At 70.6% G+C, this 23,999-nt stretch carries 18 protein-coding genes and 1 riboswitch; of the genes, 9 read left to right on the top strand and 9 right to left on the bottom strand.

Annotation, left to right across the window (positions count from 1 at the left end):
• Positions 1 to 70: 70 nt before the first annotated feature.
• From OHS58_RS21920 to OHS58_RS21910, 3 genes are all read left to right on the top strand, one after another.
• A complete protein-coding gene (locus OHS58_RS21920; RefSeq protein WP_328649657.1) occupies positions 71 to 721 on the top strand; it encodes an acVLRF1 family peptidyl-tRNA hydrolase in 651 nt (216 codons plus the stop codon).
• 147 nt (positions 722 to 868) lie between these two features.
• Positions 869 to 2,497, top strand: coding sequence for an ABC-F family ATP-binding cassette domain-containing protein (locus tag OHS58_RS21915; RefSeq protein WP_247049237.1), 1,629 nt, complete (start codon positions 869 to 871; stop codon positions 2,495 to 2,497).
• Positions 2,498 to 2,674: 177 nt separating this feature from the next.
• A complete protein-coding gene (locus OHS58_RS21910) occupies positions 2,675 to 2,884 on the top strand; it encodes a helix-turn-helix domain-containing protein (RefSeq protein WP_005437638.1) in 210 nt (69 codons plus the stop codon).
• Here the strand turns inward: OHS58_RS21910 and OHS58_RS21905 are convergent.
• Both OHS58_RS21905 and OHS58_RS21900 read right to left on the bottom strand, forming a co-directional pair.
• Positions 2,871 to 4,196, bottom strand: coding sequence for a glycosyltransferase 87 family protein (locus OHS58_RS21905; protein ID WP_328649843.1), 1,326 nt, complete (start codon positions 4,194 to 4,196; stop codon positions 2,871 to 2,873). The genes OHS58_RS21910 and OHS58_RS21905 overlap by 14 nt on opposite strands.
• Before the next feature lie 75 nt (positions 4,197 to 4,271).
• A complete protein-coding gene (locus OHS58_RS21900) occupies positions 4,272 to 5,123 on the bottom strand; it encodes an LLM class flavin-dependent oxidoreductase (protein ID WP_328649656.1) in 852 nt (283 codons plus the stop codon).
• A gap of 72 nt (positions 5,124 to 5,195) precedes the next feature.
• Here OHS58_RS21900 and OHS58_RS21895 point away from each other — a divergent pair, with 72 nt between their 5' ends.
• Both OHS58_RS21895 and OHS58_RS21890 read left to right on the top strand, forming a co-directional pair.
• Positions 5,196 to 5,639, top strand: a complete 444-nt coding sequence (locus OHS58_RS21895; protein ID WP_326954656.1) for a MarR family winged helix-turn-helix transcriptional regulator — start codon at positions 5,196 to 5,198, stop codon at positions 5,637 to 5,639.
• 97 nt (positions 5,640 to 5,736) lie between these two features.
• On the top strand, positions 5,737 to 7,608 hold the full coding sequence (locus OHS58_RS21890) for an ABC transporter ATP-binding protein (protein ID WP_328649655.1): 1,872 nt from the start codon (positions 5,737 to 5,739) through the stop codon (positions 7,606 to 7,608).
• 140 nt (positions 7,609 to 7,748) lie between these two features.
• Here OHS58_RS21890 and OHS58_RS21885 read toward each other — a convergent pair whose 3' ends face one another.
• Entirely contained in the window at positions 7,749 to 8,477 is a 729-nt protein-coding gene (locus tag OHS58_RS21885) for an SIS domain-containing protein (RefSeq protein WP_247049241.1), read from the bottom strand.
• 130 nt (positions 8,478 to 8,607) lie between these two features.
• Here OHS58_RS21885 and OHS58_RS21880 point away from each other — a divergent pair, with 130 nt between their 5' ends.
• From OHS58_RS21880 to OHS58_RS21865, 4 genes are all read left to right on the top strand, one after another.
• Positions 8,608 to 9,303, top strand: a complete 696-nt coding sequence (locus OHS58_RS21880; RefSeq protein WP_328649654.1) for an alpha/beta hydrolase — start codon at positions 8,608 to 8,610, stop codon at positions 9,301 to 9,303.
• Between the two features lie 95 nt (positions 9,304 to 9,398).
• Positions 9,399 to 10,652, top strand: coding sequence for an SAM-dependent methyltransferase (locus OHS58_RS21875; protein ID WP_247049243.1), 1,254 nt, complete (start codon positions 9,399 to 9,401; stop codon positions 10,650 to 10,652).
• Between the two features lie 104 nt (positions 10,653 to 10,756).
• Positions 10,757 to 11,962 carry an LCP family protein gene (locus tag OHS58_RS21870; RefSeq protein ID WP_328649653.1) on the top strand — a complete coding sequence of 402 codons (1,206 nt, stop codon included), beginning with the start codon at positions 10,757 to 10,759 and terminating at the stop codon, positions 11,960 to 11,962.
• Positions 11,963 to 12,003: 41 nt separating this feature from the next.
• Positions 12,004 to 12,531 carry a GNAT family N-acetyltransferase gene (locus OHS58_RS21865; protein WP_326954653.1) on the top strand — a complete coding sequence of 176 codons (528 nt, stop codon included), beginning with the start codon at positions 12,004 to 12,006 and terminating at the stop codon, positions 12,529 to 12,531.
• Here OHS58_RS21865 and OHS58_RS21860 read toward each other — a convergent pair.
• The 6 genes from OHS58_RS21860 to OHS58_RS21835 form a co-directional block, all read right to left on the bottom strand.
• Complete coding sequence (locus tag OHS58_RS21860) at positions 12,528 to 12,989, bottom strand: peroxiredoxin (protein ID WP_328649652.1); 462 nt, start codon at positions 12,987 to 12,989, stop codon at positions 12,528 to 12,530. The genes OHS58_RS21865 and OHS58_RS21860 overlap by 4 nt on opposite strands.
• Positions 12,990 to 13,318: 329 nt before the next feature.
• Positions 13,319 to 15,136 (bottom strand): diguanylate cyclase domain-containing protein, encoded by a 1,818-nt coding sequence (locus tag OHS58_RS21855; RefSeq protein WP_328649651.1) that lies wholly within the window; start codon positions 15,134 to 15,136, stop codon positions 13,319 to 13,321.
• A 237-nt stretch (positions 15,137 to 15,373) separates the two neighbouring features.
• Positions 15,374 to 16,834 carry a cytochrome P450 gene (locus OHS58_RS21850; RefSeq protein ID WP_328649842.1) on the bottom strand — a complete coding sequence of 487 codons (1,461 nt, stop codon included), beginning with the start codon at positions 16,832 to 16,834 and terminating at the stop codon, positions 15,374 to 15,376.
• A gap of 195 nt (positions 16,835 to 17,029) precedes the next feature.
• Positions 17,030 to 19,288, bottom strand: coding sequence for a 5-methyltetrahydropteroyltriglutamate--homocysteine S-methyltransferase (metE, locus tag OHS58_RS21845; protein WP_328649650.1), 2,259 nt, complete (start codon positions 19,286 to 19,288; stop codon positions 17,030 to 17,032).
• Between the two features lie 99 nt (positions 19,289 to 19,387).
• A riboswitch (cobalamin riboswitch) is annotated at positions 19,388 to 19,581 on the bottom strand.
• A gap of 48 nt (positions 19,582 to 19,629) precedes the next feature.
• On the bottom strand, positions 19,630 to 20,703 hold the full coding sequence (locus OHS58_RS21840) for a ribonucleotide-diphosphate reductase subunit beta (protein WP_326947926.1): 1,074 nt from the start codon (positions 20,701 to 20,703) through the stop codon (positions 19,630 to 19,632).
• Between the two features lie 79 nt (positions 20,704 to 20,782).
• Positions 20,783 to 23,767 carry a ribonucleoside-diphosphate reductase subunit alpha gene (locus OHS58_RS21835; protein ID WP_328649649.1) on the bottom strand — a complete coding sequence of 995 codons (2,985 nt, stop codon included), beginning with the start codon at positions 23,765 to 23,767 and terminating at the stop codon, positions 20,783 to 20,785.
• Positions 23,768 to 23,999: the final 232 nt, after the last annotated feature.

The raw sequence follows: 23,999 nt of genomic DNA, 5'->3' as shown, positions 1-23,999 counted from the left end.
GAAGGCCTCCTTACCGGCCATAAGAGCCGGTAAGGAGGCCTTCACGGCTTTTGCCGTAGCGTGCGGTGTTGTGGCGAAGGCACGGGAAGTCGCGGGCGGCGGGCGTGCGGTGACGGTCCCGCCGGACCGGCTGACCGGCTGGTTCACCCGGTTCGCGCGGCGGCACGAGGGCGTCGTGACGACCGAAGCCACGCCCGCCGAGGTCCGGGTGGTCGCGGGCGACGGCACCACGGCGATCGCGACCGTCCCTTTCGGACTCCTCGACGCGCCGTCGCTCGAAGGCCTCGTCGCGCACGCGCTGGTGCCGCGGCGGATCGCGCTCCTGCTGGTGCGGCTCGGCAGTCACAGTGTCGGCGTTTCCTTCGACGGCCGGATCGAGGTCTCCCGCACCGGCCGCCACCTCGTCCACGGCCGGTCCGCGGCCGGCGGCTGGTCGCAGCAGAGCTTCGCCCGGCGTCGTGAAGGCCAGGCCCGTCACGCACTGCAGGCGGCCGCGCAGGACGCGGCCGAGGTGCTCGTCCCGAGACTGTCCGAAGTGGACGCCGTCGTGCTCGGCGGCGACCGGCGGGCCCTCGACGAGCTGCGCGAGGACCGCCGTCTGGCGCCGCTGTTCGCCCGCGCGGAACCGCGCGTGCTGGAACTCGGCGAACCGCGGCGCAGCGTTCTGGAGGACGCCGCCGCGCGGGCCCTGGAAGTGGAGATCACGCTGCGCGACGGGTGAGTCCGCACACGTCGAGAGAAACCCGTGGACGCCGCCCCGTACACTGGTCGCGTGGAGATCCTTCTGGAGTGAGCCGTCGCACCGGTCAGACCTGGCCGGTCCGCTTGACGCTGCCCTCCAATCACCCCCTTTTACCGGGAGTTTCCCTTGATCACGGCCACCGGCCTTGAGCTGCGCGCGGGTTCGCGCATCCTGCTCGACGGCGTCAGCATCCGCATCCAGCCCGGCGACCGCATCGGCCTCGTCGGCCGCAACGGCGCGGGCAAGACCACCTCGCTGAAGGTCCTCGCCGGCGAAGGCGAGGCGCACGCCGGCGAGGTCCGCCGCACCGGCGAGCTCGGCTACCTGCCGCAGGACCCGCGCGAAGGCGACCTGTCGGTCACCGCGAAGGACCGCGTGCTGTCGGCGCGCGGCCTCGACAAGCTGATGCGCGACATGGAAAAGGCGCAGACCGCGATGGCGGAGCTGGTCGACGACGCCCAGCGCGACAAGGCGATCAACCGCTACGCCCGGCTCGAGGAGCGGTTCTCCTCGCAGGGCGGGTACGCCGCCGAGAGCGAGGCCGCGCGCATCTGCTCGAACCTCGGCCTCGCCGACCGGGTGCTCTCCCAGACGCTGGGGACGCTCTCGGGTGGGCAGCGCCGCCGCGTCGAGCTGGCGCGGATCCTGTTCGCCGCGGCCGAAGCGGGCGCCGGCGGCAAGTCCGAGACGATCCTGCTGCTCGACGAGCCGACCAACCACCTCGACGCCGACTCGATCACCTGGCTGCGCACCTTCCTCAAGCAGCACGACGGCGGCCTGGTCGTGATCAGCCACGACGTCGAGCTGCTGGCCGACGTCGTCAACAAGGTGTGGTTCCTCGACGCCACCCGCAGCGAGCTCGACCTGTACAACATGGGCTGGCAGCGCTACCTCGACGCGCGCGCCACCGACGAGAAGCGCCGCCGCCGCGAGCGCGCCAACGCCGAGAAGAAGGCGTCGGCGTTGCAGCAGCAGGCCGCGAAGCTCGGCGCGAAGGCGACGAAGGCCGTGGCGGCCAAGAACATGGCTCGCCGCGCGGAGCAGATGCTGTCCGCACTGGACGAGACCCGGCACGCCGACAAGGTCGCCCGGATCAAGTTCCCGGAACCCGCGCCCTGCGGCCGCACGCCGCTCACCGCGGAGGGGCTGTCGAAGTCCTACGGCTCGCTCGAAATCTTCACCGGCGTCGACCTCGCCGTCGACCGCGGGTCCAAGGTGGTCGTGCTCGGGCTGAACGGCGCGGGAAAGACCACTTTGCTCCGGCTCCTCGGCGGAATGGAAACTCCGGATACCGGCGGGGTCGTGCCGGGTCACGGAATGCGTTTGGGCTATTACGCACAGGAACACGAAACTCTTGATCATGATGCGTCGGTGTGGGAAAACATCCGACATCTCGCTCCGGACACCGGCGCGCAGGAGTTGCGGAACCTGCTCGGTTCGTTCCTCTTCACCGGCGAACAACTCGACCAGGCCGCCGGCACCCTTTCCGGCGGCGAGAAGACCCGGCTCGCCCTGGCCGGCCTGGTCTCCAGCGCTGCCAACGTGTTGCTGCTCGACGAGCCCACGAACAACCTCGACCCGGCCAGCCGCGCCCAGGTCCTGGACGCTTTGCGCAGTTTCTCCGGCGCCGTGATCCTGGTGACGCACGACCCGGGCGCGGTCGAGGCCCTGGAGCCGGAGCGGGTCATCCTGCTGCCCGACGGCACCGAGGACCATTGGTCGGCCGACTATCTGGAACTTGTCCAGCTTGCGTGAGCCGTGCGTCCATTCGGGTGCAAGATCACTGCCGGTGAGGCACTGGAATGGCCCAATGTGATCGCAGTTTCGGTCGTTTTACGGCTGTCGTCTGGCATTCCGGCGCTCAGTGTTCGATCATTGCCCCGGCAGGGGCCGATTGTGGCCCAGAACACTCTCGGCGGGAAGGCGATCGACGTGGCTGATCTCAAGAAAGGCGCGCGGATCACCGGCAACACGCGCGACAAGCTGGCCGCTGACCTCAAGAAGAAATACGAGAAGGGCGCGAGCATCCGGGCGCTCGCGGAGTCCACGGGCCGGTCCTACGGGTTCGTCCACCGGGTGCTCTCGGAGTCCGGGGTCCAGCTGCGGGGGCGCGGTGGGGCCACCAGGGTCAAGAAGAAGTAGGCGAGGACTGCTGCGCGGGGGGCGCAGTGGGAACTGCCGCAGCAGGCTCCTCGGCCACGCGGAACGCCAGGTACGCCCCGAGCAGGATCAGGGGGTACACCAGGTAGCCGTAGCGGGTGGCCGGGGTCAGCAGGATCAACGCGCCGAGTCCGACGGCGATGCGCAGGAGTGCGCCGGAGCCGTTCGCGGGGGGCCGGCGCACCAGCCAGACCAGCATCGCCACGGCCGCGGCGCCGACCAGCACGAAGGCCGCCACCTGGCCGATCGCCCCGGTTTCGGCGATCAGGTGGCCCGGCAACGGGCTCGCCGCGGGTGACCGCACGACACCCATCCCGAGCGGGAACCGGAAGACGTGCTCCACGAACGCCGCCGGGTCCACCAGGTACACCGGCAGGTGCAGCACGGCCGTCGTGGCCACCAGCGCGGTGGCGAACCGCGCGAGCGCGGGCCAGTCGAGGCGTTTCTTCCCGCGTACCAGCACGAACACGGCCAAGACCGCGGCCGCGGGCGCGACGATCAGCTTCGCGCTGACGACCAGCGCGAGCACGACTCCCGACCAGGCGCCCCGGCCGGTGGCGGCGAGTGCGCACGCGAGCACCAGGAGTCCGACGATCGCCAGGTCCGGGCCGGCGACGGCCCAGGTGAGCGCGGTCAGCGGGCAGGCCAGCGCGAGCTGCGCGGCCCCGACCGGGACTCGGGGCCACTTCAGCAGTTTCAGCGTGCCCAGCACGCACGCGCAGGCCGCGAGGGCGAACATCCAGCGGGCGTCGGTGAGCGCGTCGGCCAGCGGCGTGCCGCCGAACAGCGCCCGCGGCAGGCCGAAGACCGTCATCACCGGACCGTATGGCGTGTAATCGTTTACCACGGGCGGACGGCCGAGCGCGGTGACGTCGACGTACGGGGTTCCGTGGTGCAGCAGCAGATCCGCGGACCGCTCGATCACCCAGACCTCGGGCTGGGCGGCCCACGAGATCGGCGTGATCAGCCAGTCCACTCCGGTCAGTCGGCGAATCACGAGGACTGCCAACGGAAGGATCATTGCCAACAGCGCGACCGCGGCGATCCCGCACCAGCGGGAACCGAGTACGCCGCGCGGCGTACGGCCCGTGCGTGCGGACAGCAGCAGCCAGCCGCTGTGCAGGGCGCCGAAGCCGTACGCGGCCGTCGCGAAGTTGCCCCAGACCCGGTAGCCGTAGAACTCGGCGACGAGCGCGGTCGGCAGCGCGAAAGCCAGGCAGGCCAGGTAGAAGCCCAGATCCCACTTCAGCGGGCCGGGACCGGGGGAGTGGGCCGGTGCCGTGAAGAACCGCACGACGCGCCCCTGCCGGGGCGCCAGGCCCGCCTCCGTTTCCACCTGGTCAGGCTACCGAGGGGCCCGCGGCCCGGTTCAGCCGAGGTCGCGCAGGCGGGGAAGCAGTTTCGCGGCCGCTTCGGACGCGCGGACGACGTCGTCGTGGCCCGTCGGCATCAGGACGAGTTCGGTGAACCCGGCCGCGACGTAGCTCTGCGCGAGCCGCAGCGCACTGTCCGCATCGGACGGCAGCCGGAACTGCACCGCCCGGCGGATTTCCGCCGGATCACGGCCGACATCCGCGCAATGGCGGTCGAGCACCGACGAAAGCCGTTGCAGTTCGACGATTTCGGTGCCGGGAAGCGCCGCGTTGAGCCAGACGTCGGCGTGTTCGGCGACCACGCGCAGGCCGCGCTTTTCGCCGCTGCTGCCCAGCCACAGCGGCGGATGCGGTTGCACCGGTTTCGGATCGCTGAGCGCGCCGGTGAGGGTGTAGTGCTTCCCGGCGAAGTCGGTCGCCGGGCGCGTCCACAACAGACGGAGGATTTCGCAGGCTTCGGCGAGCCGTTCGACGCGTTCGAGCGCCGGCGGCGTCGGGGTGCCCATCATCGTGTCGGTCAGGACGTCGCCGCCCGCGCCGAGGCCGACGTCGAGCCGGCCGCCGGAAAGGTGGTCGACGGTCGTGGCGAGCTTCGCGAAGGTGCCCGGGTGCCGGTTGGTGTTGCCGGAGACCAGGCAGCCGATCCGCACGCGCGTCGTCGCCTCGGCCATCGCGGCCAGCAGGGTCCAGCCGTCGAAGATGTCGCCGGTGCGGTCCGGGCCCATCGGGGCGAGGTGGTCGAACACCCAGCAGCCGTCGAACCCGCCGTCGTCGGCGATCGCCCAGATCTCGCGCAGCGCGGTGACGCCGAGGTGCTGCTGGGGTGGCTTGAGGCCCACGGTGGTCATGATGTGCTCCTGATTATCAGCGTAACAAATCATCAGTAAGACTGACGATCAGCGTAGGGGTAAGGTTCTCGCATGTCCAGCGACCTCGAGACCGGGCCGCCGGCCGCCGTCGGCCGGCGGCTCGGCTACCTGCTGAAACACGCCCAGCAGCGGCTGGCCGAGCTGGCCGAGCCGCTGTACGGGCCGCTCGGGATCACCGGGCGGCAGCTGGCGCTGCTCGCGTTGTTCGGCGAGGGGCCGGCGCAGTCGCAGCAGGACGGCGCGGCGCGGCTCGGGATCGACCGGACGACGATGGTCCAGCTCGTCGACGAGCTGGAGGCGAACGGCCTGGTCCGGCGCGAGGTCGCGCCCGGCGACCGGCGCAAGCGCCTCGTCCGGTTGACTGACGAGGGCGAGCGGGTGCGGCGGGCGGGCGAAGAGGCGACGCGCGAGGCCGAGGCGCTCCTGCTGGCCCCACTGGGCGACGGCGCGGAGCAGTTGCGCACCGCGCTGTACCTGGTCGTTCGCGGCGAGTGAACGCGATCGGGAAGCAATCGGACGGCGACCGCGTTGTCCAGGTCATATCCGAAGAAAACCTCAGCTTTGGTAGAGGTTTTGGAACTGGGGGTCTCCCGTGGACAACACCTGGGCTCTGCTCAGCTCGGCGATGCGCGCCAACGACGTGCCGAAGGCGCTGACCCGCGGCACGTTCAAGCGCGTCGCCCGCTTCGCCCGGCCGCACTGGCGGTCGTTGCTGATCTTCCTCGTGTTCACCGTCATCTCGGCGGTGCTCGCGGTGACGACGCCGGTCCTGGCCGGCAAGGTGGTCGACGCGATCGTCGGCGGGCACGACCTGTCCGTCGTGATCTGGCTGGCGATCGTGATCGCCGGGCTCGCGATCGCCGACGCCGGCTTCGGCCTGATCGAGCGGTGGCAGTCCGCGCGCATCGGCGAGGGCATCATCTACGACCTGCGCCGCGCGGTGTTCGAGCACGTGCAGCGCATGCCGATCGCGTTCTTCACCCGCACCCGCACGGGTGCGCTGGTCTCGCGGCTCAACAACGACGTCATCGGCGCGCAGCGGACGTTCACCGCGACGCTGTCCGGCCTGGTCACCAACGTGATCCAGCTGGTGCTGTCGCTGGCCGTCATGCTCACGCTGTCCTGGCAGGTCACGCTGCTCGCGCTGGTGCTGCTGCCGATCTTCGTGCTGCCCGCGCGCCGGCTCGGCCGCCGGATGGCCGGGCTGCAGCGGGAGTCCGCGAACCTCAACGCCGGCATGACCACGCAGATGACCGAACGGTTCTCCGCGCCGGGCGCCACGCTCGTCAAGCTCTTCGGGCACCCCGTGCAGGAGGCCGACGACTTCGGCGTGCGCGCCGGGCGGGTGCGCGACATCGGCATCCGGACCGCGATGCTGACCCGCTGGTTCATGACCAGCCTGACGCTCGTCTCGGCGCTGGCGCAGGCGCTCGTCTACGGCCTCGGCGGGTACCTCGCGCTGACCGGCCAGCTCGCGCCGGGCACCGTCGTCGCCCTGGCGCTGCTGCTGACCCGGCTCTACGCGCCGCTGACCGCGCTGGCCAACGTCCGCGTCGACGTGATGACCGCGCTGGTGTCGTTCGAGCGCGTCTTCGAGGTGCTCGACCTCGACCCGATGATCAAGGAGAAGCCGGACGCCTTGGTACTGCCGCCTTCGGAAGGCGTTTCGGTCGAGTTCTCCGACGTCCGCTTCGGTTACCCCGCCGCGGACCGGTACTCGCTGGCGTCGCTGGAAGACGTCGCCACGCTCGACCACCGCGGCGGCGAAGAGGTGCTGCACGGCATCTCGTTCCGCGCCGAGGCGGGCCAGATGGTCGCGCTGGTCGGGTCGTCGGGGGCGGGGAAGTCGACGATCGCGTCGCTGCTGCCGCGGCTCTACGACGTCGACTCGGGCACGGTGCGGGTGTCCGATGTGGACGTCCGGGACCTGAGTTTCGCTTCGCTGCGGCAAACCGTCGGCGTCGTGACGCAGGACGGGCACCTGTTCCACGAGACGATCCGCGCCAACCTGGCCTACGCGCGCCCCGACGTCACCGACGACGAGATCTGGGAAGCCCTCGAGCGCGCCCGGCTCGGCGAGCTGGTGCACTCCCTGCCCGACGGCCTCGAAACCACGGTGGGGGAGCGCGGGTACCGGCTTTCCGGCGGTGAGCGCCAGCGGCTGACCATCGCGCGGCTGCTGCTCGCGCAGCCCAAGGTCGTCGTCCTCGACGAGGCGACCGCGCACCTGGACTCCGAGTCCGAGGCCGCGGTCGGCGAAGCACTGACGCACGCACTGGCGGGCCGCACGGCCCTGGTCATCGCGCACCGCCTCTCGACGGTCCGCGCCGCCGACCAGATCCTGGTCCTGGAGCACGGCGAGATCGTCGAGCGCGGCACGCACGACGAGCTCCTCGCCGCGAACGGCCGCTACGCGACCCTCCACGCCACCCAGTTCGCCGACCAGGAACCCGCCGTCGCGTGATCAGAGGGTCGTCACGCGTGATTGGGAAGTCATCTCGCGTGATTGGAGGGTCGACACGGTGTCAGTGCCGTGTCGGCCCGCCAATCACGCGTGTCGACCTCTGAATCACGCGTGACGACCCTTCAATCACGCGGTCCCGGCTAGCGGAGCTGGGGGACCAGCTCGCTGTACTTGGCCAGCAGGGACTTGTTGGCCTCGTCGCCGCCCTCGACGTTGGAGCTGCGCCACAGCGGGACGTCGAGGCCCTCGGCGGTGCCGCGGTCGTAGACCTGGGCCAGCACGAGGTTCCACAGGAACGCGTTGACCACAGTGGACAGCGGCGCGGTGCGCGGGGCGTCCGGCGGGTAGCTCGCGTCGCCCGGGATCACCAGCGAGTCGAGCACCACGGTGCCCTGCTCGACCAGCGTGCTCGACGACCGCCGCGGCGCCGCGGCCACGCAGGCCCGCGACGTGATGGCGATGACGGCCGCGCCGCGCTCGCGCGCGCCGATGCACAGCTCGACCGGGTACGGGTTGGACCCGGACGTCGAGAACACGACCAGTACGTCGTCCGGGCCCGGCGCGCGCTCGGCGAGCACCTCCTCGGCGAGGCCGGTGCGGCGCTCGGTCGTCGTGCTGTGCACCGCGCCGTGCAGCGGCAGCAGCTCCGGGTGGTACAGCGGGTAGACGCACGCGAGCCCGCCGGCCCGGTAGAACGTCTCGGCGACGGCGGCCAGCGAGTGCCCGGCACCGGCGGTATAGACCAGTGCGTCGGCCCGGATCACCCCCAGCACCAGATCGGCCGCGGCCCGCACTGCTTCGGCGTTGGCCTGCTCGACGTCCGCCAGCTGCTTGGCGACACTGCCCGAGATGTCCGTGGCGCTCACCACACCCACCCTTCCGTCGGTGATCGGGCGCCGAATCTACCGCGAAGATGGTGGTACGCGGTGGAATAGCCGGGTGGCGTATCCAGGTTGATCCGGATGCGGGCAGTGAGTCCCGGACAGTGGGAGGGCGTGGGTGAGCGAGGCAGAACCGGCGGTGGCGGTGTGGCCGGCGCACGGGCCGCGGACCGAAGCGGTCGTGCTCGTGCTGCACGGCGGCGCGGAGCACGGCACGGGCGGCGTTCCGCCCTGGAAGCTCGCCCACCTGCGGATGGTGCCGATCGCGCGCGCCCTGCACCGGGCCGGGCGCGAGCACGGCGTCGAGGTGCGGCTGCTGCGCAACCGCCGCTACGGCTGGAACGCACCCGCCATGGACCCGATCCAGGACGCCCGCTGGGCCCTCGACCGCATCCACGCCGACCACCCCGGCCTGCCGGTGGTGCTGGTCGGGCACTCGATGGGCGGCCGGGTGGCGCTGCGCGTGGCCGACGACCCGGCCGTGCGCGGGGTCTGCGCCCTGGCCCCGTGGACGCCGCGGGGCGAGCCCGTCGGGGCCGTCGCCGGGCGCTCGGTGCTCGTCGTGCACGGCACCCGCGACCGGATGACCAGCCCGGTCGAGTCCCACGCCTTCGCCGAACGCGCCGAGGGCGTCGCCGCCCGGGTGGCCCGGTTCGAGATCGCCAACGAGGGCCACGCGATGCTGCGCCGCTCTTCCGTCTGGACCCGGCTGGCAAGTGCTTTCACAATGGAAGTAATCGCCGGGAGCACCGACGACACACTCACGGGCGCGTGGGCCGCGCCGGGACCCGAGCGGCTCCGAATACCCGTGTGACACCACCCCGAACAGGGCATTCGACGAAGGGCGCCGCGGGGGTGCGGCAATTAGGATCGAGCACCGGCGCACCAGGCCGGCCGGAGGGAGAACCCGTGACCACCTCGAGTGTCGACCGCGCGTCGACTCAGGACGTCCCCGACGAAAACCGGTGGCCGGGGCTGGCCGCCCCGCCGCACTCCGCACTGCGCGCGCGGATCGCCGCGAGCCTGTTCCGCCGTGCGGTCCGCCCGCTCGACGTCCGGGTGACGTTCCCGGACGGGACGGTGCTGGGCAACGGCGGGCCGGAAGCGCCCGAGATGCGGATCCTGCGTCCGGAGGCCTTCTTCCACCGCCTCGGCGTCGACGCCAAGATCGGCTTCGGCGAGTCCTACATGGCGGGTGACTGGGTCGCGTCCGACCTGGCCGAGGTGCTGACGCCGTTCGCGGCGCGGATGGCCACGCTCGTGCCGCCGGTGCTGCAGAAGTTCCGGAAGATCGCCGAGCGCACCCAGCCGCCGTCCGAGGAGAACAGCCTCGAAGGCGCGCGGGCCAACATCCACCGGCACTACGACCTGTCGAACGACCTGTTCGGCACGTTCCTCGACGAGTCGATGATGTACTCCTCGGCGTTGTTCGGCCCGGCCGACGACCTCACCGCCGCCCAGCACCGCAAGATCGACAGCGTGCTGGACTACGCCGGGGTCCGCGCGGGCAGCGAAGTCCTCGAAATCGGTACCGGATGGGGTGAACTCGCGATCCGCGCCGCCGCGCGCGGCGCCACCGTCACGTCGCTCACCATCTCGGAGGAGCAGCGCGCGCTGGCCACCGAGCGCATCGTCGCGGCCGGCTTCGGCGACCGCGTCGAGGTGAAGCTGTGCGACTACCGCGAGTCGAGCGGGCAGTTCGACGCCGTGGTCAGCGTCGAGATGATCGAGGCCGTGGGCGCGTCCTACTGGCCGGCGTTCTACTCGACCATCGGCGAGCGGCTGCGCCCCGGCGGCCGGTTCGGGCTGCAGGCCATCACGATGGACCACGACCGGATGATGGCGTCGTCGCGCGCCTACACCTGGATCCACAAGTACATCTTCCCCGGCGGCATCATCCCGTCGGTGCGCTCGATCGAGGACGGCCTGGTCGAGAACACCCGGCTCAGGCTGGCCGGGATGCGCGAGTTCGGCCAGGACTACGCCCACACGCTACGGTTGTGGCGCGAACGGTTCCTGCACCGCTGGACCGACATCGCCGGGTTCGGGTTCGACGACGTCTTCCGCCGGATGTGGGAGTTCTACCTGGCCTATTCCGAGGCCGGGTTCCGCTCCGGCTACCTCAAGGTCCACCAGTTCGGTTACGAGGTGACCGACAAGTAACCTCCCGCGGCCAACCCGACCCCGGTGCCGCACGTCCTCCTTGCGAGGACGTGCGGTTGACTGACGAAGACACGTTTGTCCGAATCGGGATTGGGTGATGGGTGATGACGTACCGTGGCGATGACGGCGGCCGCCGGATGCCCCCGCCGCGGCCGCCCGCCGGCCGCTCCCGGGACCACCAGCGCGCGCAGATGATGCCGCTGCCCGGCCGGGGCCAGAGCCCCTACGACGAGCGCACCCGCCCGATGGGCACCCGCGAGCCGGAGTACATGCCGCCCCAGGGCCCGCCGCCGCGGCAGGCCCCGCCGAACCGGGGTGACGACTACCCGCCGTCACGGCCGCCGCGCCGGCGTCGCCGCTGGGGCTTCGGCCGGATCCTGCTGACGTTGCTGCTGGTGTTCGTGGTGTTCTTCGCCGGCATCTGGGTCTACCTGGAGTTCTCGATCAAGCGCGTCGACGCGCTGGCCGACTACGACGGCCGTCCGGTCGCCGCGGCCGGCACCAACTGGCTGATCGTCGGCTCGGACAGCCGTGAGGGCCTCACCACGGCCGACGAGGAGAACCTCGCCACGGGTGACGTCGCGGCCGCCGGCGGCCAGCGCACCGACACGATCATGGTCGCGCACCTGCCGGACAACTCCACGAAGCCGACGCTGCTCTCCCTGCCGCGCGACTCCCAGGTGAAGATCCCGGGCCACGGCACGAACAAGATCAACGCGGCGTTCTCGCTCGGCGGGCCGAAGCTGCTCGCGCAGACCGTCGAAGGCGCCACCGGCCTGCACATCGACCACTACGCGGAGATCGGCTTCGGCGGGTTCGCGAAGATCGTCGAAGCGATCGGCGGCGTCGAGATGTGCATCGACAAGGACATGAACGACACGGTGACGGGCATCAGCATCAAGGCCGGCTGCCCCCAGACCCTCGACGGCCGCGAGGCGCTGGGCTTCGTCCGGATGCGGCACAGCGACGCGACCCCGCGCTCGGACCTCGACCGCGTCGCCAACCAGCGCAAGTTCATCGGTGCGCTGGTCAGCCAGATCGCCAGCCCGGGCACGCTGCTCAACCCGTTCGACTTCTTCCCGCTGCTGTCCGCGGCGCCGGACGCGCTGACCATGGACTCCGGCGACCACGTGCACAACCTCGCCGGCCTGGCGATCGCGATGCGCGGCATCTCCTCCGGCGGCGTGGTGACCACGACGGTCCCGGTGACCAGCGGGTCGGCGGAGAACTGGGACAAGAACAAGTCCAAGCAGCTGTTCGACGCGCTGAAGAACGACACCGAGGTACCCGACAGCGTCATCGTGAACTAAATGCCGCGCGCGGCGGGCCCCGGCCGGGGCACCATGGATCGATGGAGACCCCGGCCGAGACCTACCGCGACGGTGACCTGACGCTGACCCGCTGGCACCCCGGCGATCGCGACCTCCTGACCGCGCTCGTCAGCGGCTCCCTGGAACAGCTGGGGCCGTGGCTGATCTGGGCGACCGGCGGTTACACGTCGGACGACTCCTCGGAGTTCCTCCGGCTGACCGCGAAGCGCTGGGAGAGCGCCGAAGCGTACGAGTACGCGATCGGCGTCGACGGCGAGGTGGCGGGCGGCGTCGGCGTGATGACGCGCGACGGCGGTGCCGAGATCGGCTACTGGCTGGCCCGGGGCTGGACCGGCCGCGGCCTGATGACCCGGAGCGTCGCGCTGCTGACGGCGGAGGCGTTCCGCCTCGGCGCCGGCTACGTCGAGATCATGCACGACGAGCTGAACGCGCGCAGCCGGGCGGTGCCCGCCCGGCTGGGGTTCACGAAGGTGCGCGAGGAACCGGCGGAGAAGCCGCTGGCGCCGGCGTGCACCGGCACGAACCACGTGTGGCGGCTCGACGCCTAGGAGACCTTGTTGCGCTCCCGCAGCACCCTCAGCGCCTGATCGGCGTGGACGGTGAAGTTCAGCTCGCTCTTGATCTTCTCGAGGATCCGGCGGTCCTCGCCGATCACGAAGGTCGCGCGCTTCGCGTGCAGGGGCAGGAGCCTGCGCCACACGCCGAACTGCTTGGCGACCTCACCCTCCACATCGGACAGCAGCGGGTAGTCGAAGTCGTTGGCCGCGGAGAACTGCCGCTGCTTGGTGACGCCGTCCGGGCTGATCCCGACCCGGTGCGCGCCGACCTCGGCGAACTCCGCGGCGAGGTCGCGGAAGTGGCAGCTCTCGGCGGTGCACCCGCCGGTCATCGCGGCCGGGTAGAAGAACAGCACCACCGGTCCGGTGGCCAGGAAGTCCGAGAGCTTGCGCTCCTGACCCTGGTCGTCGGGCAGCGTGAAATCGGGGGCGAGGTCTCCGGCGTCCATGGAGGTCCCTTCTCGTCGGCGGCAGAACCCATCCTGCCCGTCCTTCGGAGCCGACGTACGACCGGCTTGGTCAGGATCCGCCGCGGTTGGCGGGAGCAGCCCGCAGACGAGCCCGGCGCGCGGCTCGATGGCGCCGGGTGGCCGGCGCTCGTTGTCCGGCGCCAAGGGCGCGAGCGCGCCGCCGCGGGCGGTGCGAGCAGGCGTCAGGTGGCCGGGTGCCGACGGTTCCCAGCGCCCCAACGTGGCGTTGGGTGCGTTGGACGCACCGAACGCCACATTGGGTGCTTTTGGACGCAACCAACGCCACATTGGGGCGTTTGGCAGGCGCGTCAGGTGGCCGGGTGCCTCGCGATCAGCTCGTCCACCTCGTCGCCCGTGGCGGAGTCGTTGGCGAACTGGCCTCGGGCCGCCAGCACGCCCAGCTGGCGCAGCCGCGCCGCCTGTTCGTGGGTGCGGACGCCTTCCGCTCCTACCCGCAGCTGCAGCTCGCGGGCGCGGGTGACCAGCTGGGTCAGGTGGCGGATGTCGGACTCGGCCGGTTCCTCGGCGTCCAGGGCGTCGATCACCGGGCCCGACAGGATCACGTGCTTCACCGGCAGGCCGTGCTGGGGGATCAGCTCCAGGTCCGCGGAGCCCGAGATGGTCAGCACCAGCTGCGTGCCCAGGTCGGCCAGCACCGCGAACGAGTCCAGGACCTCGCCGCGCGGGTCGAGGACCGAGTCGCGGTCGGTGCACAGGCGCAGCGCCGTCGCCGGCAGCTCGTGCTTGGTCAGCTGCTCGCGGACCAGCATCACCAGGTCCGGGTCGATGGCCAGCCGCGTGGGCAGGCGGACGCAGACGTCCGGTGCCGCGTCGCCCAGGCGGGTGCGCCAGCGGGCCGTGGCGGCCAGGGACTCGGCGAGCAGCCAGCGGCCGAGCGGGACCGTCATGCCGGTGGTCTGGGCCAGCGGGTAGAACTCCTCGGAGCCGAGCTCGCCCTTCTCCGGGTGGTTCCAGCGCAGCCCGGCGTTGACCGCGGCGATCCGGTCGGGGTCGGCGAGCTTCACCGTCGGCTGGTAGACCAGCGAGAACTCGCCGTTCTCCAGCGCCCCGGCGATCACCGCGCCCAGCTGGTAGCGGCCGCGGTCGCGGGCGTCCAGCTCCGGGTCGAACAGCATCCACTGCGCCTTGCCGGCCTCTTTGGCCCGGTGCAACGCGATCTCCGCGGCCCGCAACAGCTCCGCGGCCCCGTCTTCGACGGCCGCGCGCACCACGATGCCCGCGCTGGCGCTCACGCCGATGCCGTGCCCGCCGAGGTAGATCGGCTCGTTGAGGTCCTCCAGCGCGCGCTCGACCAGCTCGACGACCTCGGCGGCGGAGAGCTCGCCGCGCAGCAGCACCGCGAAGCCGTCGCCGGACAGCCGCGCGACGAACCCGTCGTGGTGGCCGGTGAACACGGCGGACAGCTTGCCCGCGACCCCGCGCAGCACCTGGTCGCCGACGCCGGCGCCGAGGCCGTCGTTGACGACCTTGAAGCCGTCGACGTCGAGGTAGATCAACGCGATGTCGTCACGCGCGCCGGCACCGAGCGCCGCTTCGAGCTTGGTGGTGAACGACGACGCGTTCGGCAGCCCGGTGAGCGGGTCGTGGATGTTCTGGTGCACCAGCCGCTCCTGCAGCAGGTGCAGCTCGTTCGCGTCGGAGACCATCAGCACCGGGTACACCGAACCCGGCCGGTCGCCGGGCAGCCGGGCGAGCGTGACGTCGGTCCAGAGCTTGCCGTCGTCGACGTGGTCGAGCAGCATCCGCTCCCGGAAGCGCTCGACGCCGGTGCTCACGTGCTCCAGCCCGGCCTTGAGCCGGGAGACGTCGTGGCCGGTCGAGCCGAGCTCGGTGATGTGCCGGCCCCGCAACCGGTCCGGCGGGCACCCGAGCAGCTGTCCCAGCGCGAGGTTCGCCTCGACGATCCCGCCGTCCGGGTCGGCCAGCGCGATCCCCATCGGCGACGCGGCGTAGAGCGCGCTGAACCGCAGCAGCGCCCCGTCGTGCCCCGAGCTGACGTGGTCGACCGCGTCCGTCGCGACCCCGAGCAGGAGCTGTTCGAGCTCTTCCGGGGGAAGCGTTACTCCTTTGGTGTCAGCGAGCGTCGCCGCCCACCTGCGGGCCACGTCCACCAACCCTGGCGCGGCACCGGGCTCAGACACACTCCACCTTCTTCACGCACAGGTCTGGCCAGTTCAGGCGCGGTGCCGATGTCCGGGAACCCGCACGGGGCACCCGTCGGCCGCGGCCGATGCCACGGCATCACGTGTGTAACGGGGTGTCTACCGGCTGAACGAGTGACAGACCTCCACGATTGGTGACATCGTGTCACCATGTGTATCGGTACCCGGACGGGTGGCGGGTCAGCGAGGCGTCAACCGCACCGGGAGACCGTCCGCGGGCACCGGTAGCGAGACGTAGTCCCAGCGCGCGGTGTAACTCTCCGGAACCGACCAGCGGTACGCCCGCAGCATCTCGTGCATCAGCAGCTTCACCTCGAGACCGCCGAAGTGGAGCCCGATGCACTTGTGCGCGCCGCCGCCGAAGGGCATCCACGCCATCCGGTGCGACTTGTCCTCGCGCCGCGGCTCGGCGAAGCGCTCGGGGTCGAAGCGGAACGGGTCGGTCCAGCACCCGGGGTCGAAGTGGTTCACCGTCGGCGAGATGCCGACGAGCGTGCCCTCCGGGATGTAGTGCCCGAGGACCTCGGTGTCCTTGACGGTCTGGCGGGTCAGCGACGGCACCGGCGCGACCAGCCGCAGTGCCTCCTTCATCACGAGGTCGAGCGTCTCCAGCTTGTCGATGGCGTCGATGTCGAGGACGTCGTCGCCCAGCGCCAGTGACTCCGCGCGCGCCCGCTCCTGCCACTCCGGGTGTTTGGCGAGGTAGTAGGCCATGGCGCTGCTGGTGATGGTCGTCGTGTCGTGCGCGGCCATCATCAGGAAGATCATGTGGTTGACGATGTCGGTGTCGGAGAACCGGTCGCCGTCCTCGGTGGTGGCGTGGCAGAGCGCGGCGAACAGGTCGTCGCCGTCGGCTGCCCGCTTGGCGGGCAGGGTCTCGCCGAAGTAGCGCTCCAGGACCTTCCGCCCGTGCAGCCCGGCCGACCAGCGGCCGCCGGGCACCGGGACGCGCACCAGCGCGGTGCCGGCCCGCACGGAGCTGACGAACGCGCGGTTGATCCGGTGGGAGTCGGCGCCGCTGCGCATGCCCATGAACACGCGCGTCGCGACGTCGAGGGTCAGCTGCTTGAGCGACCAGTACAACCGCGGCCGGTCGTGCGAGCCCCAGCCCGCGACGCCTTCGCGCAGGGCCGGGCCCATCTCGTTGACGTAGCCGGTGAGCCGCGCCCGGGTGAAGGCCTCCTGCATGATCCGGCGGTGCAGGTGGTGCTCGCCGAAGTCCATCAGCATCAGGCCGCGCTCGAAGAACCGCTCGATGAAGAACTTCCAGCCCTCCTGCGAGAACGCCTTGTCCTTGTTGACGAGCGCGATCTGCGTCGCCTCCGGCCCGGACAGCGCGACGATCCGGCGGCCGAACCCGCCGGTCCACGACACCGGGCCGTAGAGCTCGTGGCGGCGGAGGCCGAACGCGGGGCCGAAGCGCATCATCTCGAGCATGTGCCCGACCACGGGCGGGCCTTCGTCGCCGAGCACGGGCTTGAGGCCGCTGCCGGCGGGCGGCGTCGCGAGCTCCTGGACGGGCCAGCGCGACCGCAGCCACCGCTGGTCGACGGCGCGGGGGAGGGGCAGCGAGGTCAGCGGGGGCACGCGCTCACGCAACGTTTCGGCGGCCCGGCCCACAGTGCGCGTCAAGCTGACCATCTCCCCGTCGAGATCGGCTACCCCCTCCACGATGCACCCTTGTTGACCACCTGACAACAGTCTTTTCGGGTGAGCCGTGAAGGACTCCTTACCGGCGCTAAGAGCCGGTAAGGAGTCCTTCACGGCTTTGGAGCCGCGGTTCTGTCGGACCCCGCCGGTAAACTGGAAGACGGGGGCGGCGGCCCGCCCCGGGCGTCAGCCCAGCTCGGTGCGCACCTGCCGGGCCGCTTCGACCAGGTTGCGCAGCGCCGGCTCGACCTCCGCGTAACCGCGGGTCTTCAGGCCGCAGTCCGGGTTGACCCACACCCGCGACGCCGGCACCGCGCCCGCCGCCGTGCGCAGCAGGCCGGCCACCTCGGCCGGGGACGGCACGCGCGGTGAGTGGATGTCGTACACCCCGGGCCCGACGCCGCGGCCGAAGCCGGCCGCCGTCAGGTCGGCGAGCACCTCCATCTTCGAGCGGGCCGCCTCGATGCTGGTGACGTCGGCGTCGAGCGCGTCGATCGCCGGCAGCACCTCACCGAACTCCGAGTAGCACATGTGCGTGTGGATCTGCGTCGCGTCGGCGATCCCGGACGTCGCCAGCCGGAACGACGACACCGCCCAGTCGAAGTACGGCTGGTGGTCGCGGGAACGCAGCGGCAGCAGCTCGCGCAGGGCGGGCTCGTCGACCTGGATGACCTGGATGCCCGCCGCTTCGAGGTCGTGCACCTCGTCGCGGATGGCCAGCGCGACCTGCCGGGCGGTGTCGCCCAGCGGCTGGTCGTCGCGCACGAACGACCACGCCAGGATCGTCACCGGCCCGGTCAGCATGCCCTTGACCGGCTTCGGCGTCAGGCTCTGGGCGTAGCGGGCCCACGCCACGGTCATCGGCACCGGGCGCGAGACGTCGCCGTAGAGGATCGGCGGCCGGACGCAGCGGGAGCCGTAGGACTGCACCCAGCCGTGGTCGGTCGCGGCGAACCCGGCCAGCCGCTCGGCGAAGTACTGCACCATGTCGTTGCGCTCGGGCTCCCCGTGCACCAGCACGTCGAGGCCCAGCTCCTCCTGCAGCCGGACGACCCGCTCGACCTCGGCGCGCATCGCGTCGTCGTACGCGGCGTCGTCGAGCGCGCCGGCCTTGTGCGCGGCCCGCGCCTTGCGCACTTCCACGGTCTGCGGGAACGACCCGATCGTCGTGCTCGGCAGCGGCGGCAGGTTCAGCGCCGCCTGCTGCGCCGCGGCCCGCGTGGCGTACGGCGCGCGGACGGCGTGCCCCGGGCGCAGGTCCGCGAGCCGGGCGCGCACCCGGTCGTCGGCCAGCTCGGCCGCCGACGCGCGATCGGCGACGACCCGGCGGGCCGCCGTCAGGTCGACGTCCTCGCCCGCGAGCGCCTTCCCGAGCAGGACGACTTCGTCGACCTTCTGCTTCGCGAAGGCGAGCCAGCCCTTGAGCCGCGGGTCGAGGTCCTCCCGCGAGACGTCGTAGGGGACGTGCAGCAGCGAGCACGACGTCGACACGCTGACCTTCGCCGCCGCGCCGAGCAGGGTCGCGGCCCGGCTCAGCGCCTTCTGCGGGTCGGTGCGCCAGACGTTGCGGCCGTCGACGACGCCGGCCAGGACCTCCTTGTCCCGCAACGCCCCTTCGGCCGCCACGGCGTCCACAAAGGACTCATCGGTGACCAGGTCGACGGCGAGCGCCTCGATGGGGGAGCGGGCCAGCACGCCGAGCCCGCGGCCCAGGCCGCCGAAGTAGCCCGCGACCAGCAGCTTCGGCCGCGCGGTCTCCTTGCCCAGCCGGTGGTAGGCGCGGATGAGCGCGTTCAGCTCGTCTTCGGAGCGGTCACCGGCGAACGCCGGCTCGTCGAGCTGGACCCACTCGACGCCCTCGTCGTGCAGCTGCCGCAGCAGGTCGGCGTACGCGTCGAGCAGGCCGTCGAGCAGGTCCAGCGGCCGGAACCCCTCGTCGCCCTTGCTCAGCAGCAGGAACGTCACCGGCCCGACCAGCACGGGCCGCGTCTCGATGCCCAGCGCGCGGGCTTCGCGGTACTCGTCCAAGGGCTTGGAGCCGGTGAGCGCGAACGTCGTGTCCGGGCCCAGTTCGGGGACGATGTAGTGGTAGTTCGTGTCGAACCACTTCGTCATCTCCATCGCCGGGGCGTCCTGGACGCCGCGGGCGGCCGCGAAGTAGGTGTCGAGCTTCGACAGGCCGAGCCCGGTGAAGCGCGCGGGCAGCGCGCCGAACAGCTCGGCGGTGTCGAGCACCTGGTCGTAGTGCGAGAACGTGTTGGACGGCACGGAGTCCAGCCCGGCGTCCCGCAACGCTTGCCACGTCTGAACCCGCAGCTCACGGCCGGTGGCCAGCAGCGCGGCTTCGTCGTTCTTGCCCGCCCAGTAACGCTCGAGGGCGCGTTTGAGCTCCCGGTCCGGACCGATCCGGGGGTAGCCCAGCACAGTGGTGCCGATTTCGGTCACAGCTCTCTCCTCGCGAGCTCGTTCGAGGAGTCCGGACGCGCGCGGCGGCGAGCGTTTCGGTGCGTGCCCATCCCACGAGGCCCGGACTCGCGCACGCCGTCGGCGCACGCACCACGGGCAGGTCTTCGGACTCGTGGGCGTACCGCTCGCGCCTACCGGCCGTCGCTTCCCAAGCTCGCGCTCAGTGCTTACATGACGGCTTTCGTTCCCACTCACCGCTGCGGGGCAGTCCCGGATTCACACCGGGTTCCCTGTTGCCTCGACAGAGTGTGACCTCACACACAACAAAGCTCGGCCACGCCCTGGCGAACCAGTGGCGTGGCCGAGCCTAGCCGGAGAACTCAGTCCCAGTCGAGGGCGCCGCCCGACTGGTACTCGATGACGCGCGTTTCGAAGAAGTTCTTCTCCTTCTTCAGGTCCATCGCCTCGGACATCCACGGGAACGGGTTCTCGGTCTCGCCGAAGATCGGCTGGAGGCCGATCTGCTGCGCGCGCCGGTCGGTGATGAAGTGCATGTACTGCTCGCACAGCTGCGCCGACAGGCCGAGCATCCCGCGCGGCATGGTGTCACGCGCGTACGCGACCTCCAGCTCGCACGCGTCCTTCAGCATCCCGCGCACCTCTTCCTGGAACTCTTCGGTCCACAGGTGCGGGTTCTCGATCTTGATCTGGTTGATGCAGTCGATGCCGAAGTTCAGGTGGATCGACTCGTCACGCAGGATGTACTGGTACTGCTCGGCGATGCCGACCATCTTGTTGCGGCGGCCGAGCGAGAGGATCTGCGCGAAGCCGGTGTAGAACCACATGCCCTCGAAGATCACGTAGAACGCGACGAGGTCACGCAGGAACGCCGTGTCGGCCTCCGGCGTCCCGGTCTCGAAGTCCGGGTCCTCCAGGTGCTGCGTGTACTTCAGCGCCCACGCGTCCTTGTCCGAAATGGACGGAACCTCGCGGTACATGTTGAACAGCTCGCCCTCGACCAGGCCGAGGCTCTCGCAGATGTACTGGAAGGTGTGCGTGTGCACGGCTTCCTCGAACGCCTGGCGCAGCAGGTACTGGCGGCACTCGGGGTTGGTGATCTGACGGTACACCGCGAGCACGATGTTGTTGGCCACCAAGGACTCCGCGGTCGCGAAGAAGCCGAGGTTGCGCTTCAGCATCTGCCGCTCGTCCTCGGTGAGGCCGTCGGTCGACTTCCACAGCGCGATGTCGGCCTGCATGGCGACCTCGGTCGGCATCCAGTGGTTGTTGCAGCCGGCCAGGTACTTGTCCCACGCCCACCGGTACTTCATCGGCAGCAGCTGGTTGACGTCGGCGCGCGCGTTGATCATGCGCTTGTCGTCGACGTTGATCCGGGCCGCCCCGACCTCGATCTCACCGAGGCCGGTGACGCCGGTCGTCTCCACGTTGGTCATATCGCTCACTTCGGCAGGTGGGCTCGTGAGTGGTAATGAGGGTTAGAACCCTCATTACCACTCACGAGCCGGGGCGGGCTTACTGGCAGGCTTCGCAGTCGGGGTCGTCGATGCGGCAGGCGGCACCTTCGGTGGTGACGAAGTCGACGTCCGTCTTCGGCAGCTCCTTCGGCTCCGGCTTGGCGGCCGGCGCGGTCACCAGGATCGCCGGGACGGCCGCGGCCGGCGAGGGCGCCGGGGCCGGGGTGGCCGCCGGAGCCGCCGGGGCCGCCGGGGCCGCCGCGGGAGCCGCGGTGGCGGTGGCCGTGCCGGCCGAGACGGCGTTCAGCTTGCCGTCGGTGCCGCGCAGGGTGCTCTTCTCCACGTGCGTCGCGGACTGCGCCCGCAGGTAGTACGTGGTCTTGAGGCCCTTGTGCCACGCGTAGCGGTACAGCTCGTCGAGCTTGCGGCCGCTCGGCGCCGCGATGTACAGGTTCAGCGACTGCGCCTGGTCGATCCACTTCTGGCGCACCGAACCGGCGTCGACGATCCACTTCGACTCGATCTCGAACGCCGTGGCGTACAGCGCCTTCAGGTCGTCCGGCACCCGGTCGATCTTGCCGAGGCTGCCGTCGAAGTACTTGAGGTCGCTGACCATGACCTCGTCCCACAGCCCGCGCGCCTTGAGCGAGCGGACCAGGTGCGGGTTGACGACGGTGAAGTCGCCGGACATGTTCGACTTGACGAACAGGTTCTGGAACAGCGGCTCGATCGACTGGCCGACACCCGAGATGTTGGAGATCGTCGCGGTCGGCGCGATCGCCATCACGTTGGAGTTGCGTATGCCGACGGTCTTGACGCGCTCGCGCAGCGGCGCCCAGTCGAGCGTGGTGGAGGTGTCGACGTCGAGGCCGTCACCGCGGCGGGCGTCGATGAGCAGCTGCAGCGAGTCGATCGGCAGGATGCCCTTGCTCCACAGCGATCCCTCGAACGACTGGTACTGGCCGCGCTCCTCGGCGAGGTCGGTCGAGGCCGAGATCGCGTAGTAGGAGAGGTGCTCCATGGAGACGTCGGCGAACTTCACGGCGTCGGCGGAGGCGAACGGGACGCCGATCTCGAACAGCGCGTCCTGGAAGCCCATGATGCCCAGGCCGACCGGGCGGTGGCGCAGGTTGGAGCGGCGCGCCTCCGGGATCGTGTAGAAGTTGATGTCGATCACGTTGTCCAGCATGCGGACGGCCGTGCGCACGGTCTTCTCGAGGCGCTGGGTGTCCAGGCCCTCGGGGGTGACGTGCTTGAGCAGGTTGACCGAGCCGAGGTTGCAGACCGCGACCTCTTCGCTGTTGGTGTTCAGCGTGATCTCGGTGCACAGGTTCGACGAGTGCACGACGCCGACGTGCTGCTGCGGCGAGCGCAGGTTGCACGGGTCCTTGAACGTGATCCACGGGTGGCCGGTCTCGAACAGCATGGTGAGCATCCGGCGCCACAGCTCGACCGCGCGGATCTTGCGGAACACCTTGATCTCGCCGCGCTCGGCCATCGCCTCGTACTCGGCGTAGCGCTGCGAGAACGCGTTGCCGTAGAGGTCGTGCAGGTCCGGGGTCTCGTTCGGCGAGAACAGCGTCCACTGCGCGTCGGCCTCGACGCGGCGCAGGAACTCGTCCGGCACCCAGTTGGCCGTGTTCATGTCGTGCGTGCGGCGGCGGTCGTCACCGGTGTTCTTGCGCAGGTCGAGGAACTCCTCGATGTCCACGTGCCAGGTCTCGAGGTACGCGCAGGCCGCGCCCTTGCGCTTGCCGCCCTGGTTGACCGCGACGGCGGTGTCGTTGGCGATCTTGAGGAACGGCACGACACCCTGGGACTGGCCGTTGGTGCCCTTGATGTGCGCGCCGAGGCCGCGGACCGGGGTCCAGTCGTTGCCGAGGCCGCCCGAGTACTTCGCCAGCAGCGCGTTGTTCTTGTACGCCTGGAAGATCGAGTCCAGGTCGTCGTCCACCGTGGTGAGGAAGCAGGACGACAGCTGCGCGCGGGTGGTGCCCGAGTTGAACAGCGTCGGCGTCGAGGCCATGAAGTGGAACGTCGAGAGCAGCTCGTAGAACTCGATCGCGCGGGCTTCGCGGTCGTCCTCGCGGATCGCGAGGCCCATCGCGACGCGCATGAAGAACGCCTGCGGCAGCTCGAAACGGACGCCGTTGTGGTGCTGGAAGTACCGGTCGTACAGCGTCTGCAGGCCGAGGAAGCCGAAGTCGAGGTCACGCTTGGCCTCGATCGCCGCGGTGATCTTGTCCAGGTCGAAGGAGAGCAGCTCGCCGTCGACCAGCTCCAGCTCGACCGCGCGGCGCAGGTAGTCGCGGAAGTACGCGGGGTACTCGCCGGCCATCTCGTCCTGGCTGGCCAGGCGCGGCTTCTTCGCGAGGTAGCTCAGGGCCTCGCCGCGCAGCTTGTCCAGCAGCAGCCGGGCGCTGACGTAGGAGTAGTTCGGCTCCTGCTCGACCAGCACGCGGGCGGCCATGATCTGGGCCAGTGCGAGCTCGTCGGCGCTGATGCCGTCGTAGAGGTTGCGCTTGGCCTCGGCCAGCACCGGCTCGGCGGTGACGTCGTCGAGCCCGGCGACGGCCTCGCCCACTACGTGGGACACGCGGGCCCAGTCGAGCGGACGCAGCACGCCGTCGACGCCCTTGACGCTCAGCGTCGCCTCGGCGGGCGTCGTGGGCTCGGTCGCCTTGCGGGCCTTGCTGTGCTCCTCGCGGTAGAGGACGTAGGCGCGGGCGACCTTGTGGTGCTCGCCGCGCATCAGCGCGAGCTCGACGATGTCCTGGATCTGCTCGATGTGCAGCGCGGTCTCGGGACCGGCGTGGCGCAGCAGGGTGGTCTCGACCTGCTCGGTGAGCTCGGCGACGACGTGGTGCACGCGGGAGGACGCGGCGGCGTCGCCGCCCTCGACCGCGAGGAACGCCTTCGTCAGCGCGACCGAGATCTTCCCGGCGTCGAACGGCGACACGCTGCCGTCCCGCCGGATGACCCGGATCGCGGTGGGGCTGGAGTCGGCGGCGGCGGGCGGCCGCTGACCGGTTTCGACTGACATGCGTGTCTCCAAATTTGGACGCGTTGGATCGCCACAGGGTCTCATGAGGCCATGTGCTGCAAGTTCTTCGAAGCTGCCCGGCAGTACTCTGCAGCGGTCTCCCCGTCGCTGGGCGTTGCCGGTCCACAGAGACTACATGTAGGGGTTGGAGGCTGCACGTGCCCCAATGGGTGGCGTGTCGCGGTCTCACCCTCGCGGGTTACGCGGTCACCGAGAGGTGCTGCTCAGGCCC

Origin of the sequence: Amycolatopsis sp. NBC_00348 (genome assembly GCF_036114655.1) — a bacterium.
Taxonomy (GTDB): Bacteria; Actinomycetota; Actinomycetes; order Mycobacteriales; family Pseudonocardiaceae; genus Amycolatopsis.
The sequence above is the reverse complement of the archived record's forward strand: the minus strand, read 5'-3'. Positions and strand labels throughout refer to the sequence as shown.

Bases quoted from the DNA above. Each gene is read 5' to 3' on its own strand.
- OHS58_RS21900 (WP_328649656.1), bottom strand. From the start codon at position 5,123: ATGACCACCGTGGGCCTCAAGCCACCCCAGCAGCACCTCGGCGTCACC.
- OHS58_RS21895 (WP_326954656.1), top strand. From the start codon at position 5,196: ATGTCCAGCGACCTCGAGACCGGGCCGCCGGCCGCCGTCGGCCGGCGG.
- OHS58_RS21870 (WP_328649653.1), top strand. From the start codon at position 10,757: ATGACGTACCGTGGCGATGACGGCGGCCGCCGGATGCCCCCGCCGCGG.
- OHS58_RS21865 (WP_326954653.1), top strand. From the start codon at position 12,004: ATGGAGACCCCGGCCGAGACCTACCGCGACGGTGACCTGACGCTGACC.
- OHS58_RS21860 (WP_328649652.1), bottom strand. From the start codon at position 12,989: ATGGACGCCGGAGACCTCGCCCCCGATTTCACGCTGCCCGACGACCAG.
- OHS58_RS21850 (WP_328649842.1), bottom strand. From the start codon at position 16,834: ATGGTCAGCTTGACGCGCACTGTGGGCCGGGCCGCCGAAACGTTGCGT.
- OHS58_RS21840 (WP_326947926.1), bottom strand. From the start codon at position 20,703: ATGACCAACGTGGAGACGACCGGCGTCACCGGCCTCGGTGAGATCGAG.
- OHS58_RS21835 (WP_328649649.1), bottom strand. From the start codon at position 23,767: ATGTCAGTCGAAACCGGTCAGCGGCCGCCCGCCGCCGCCGACTCCAGC.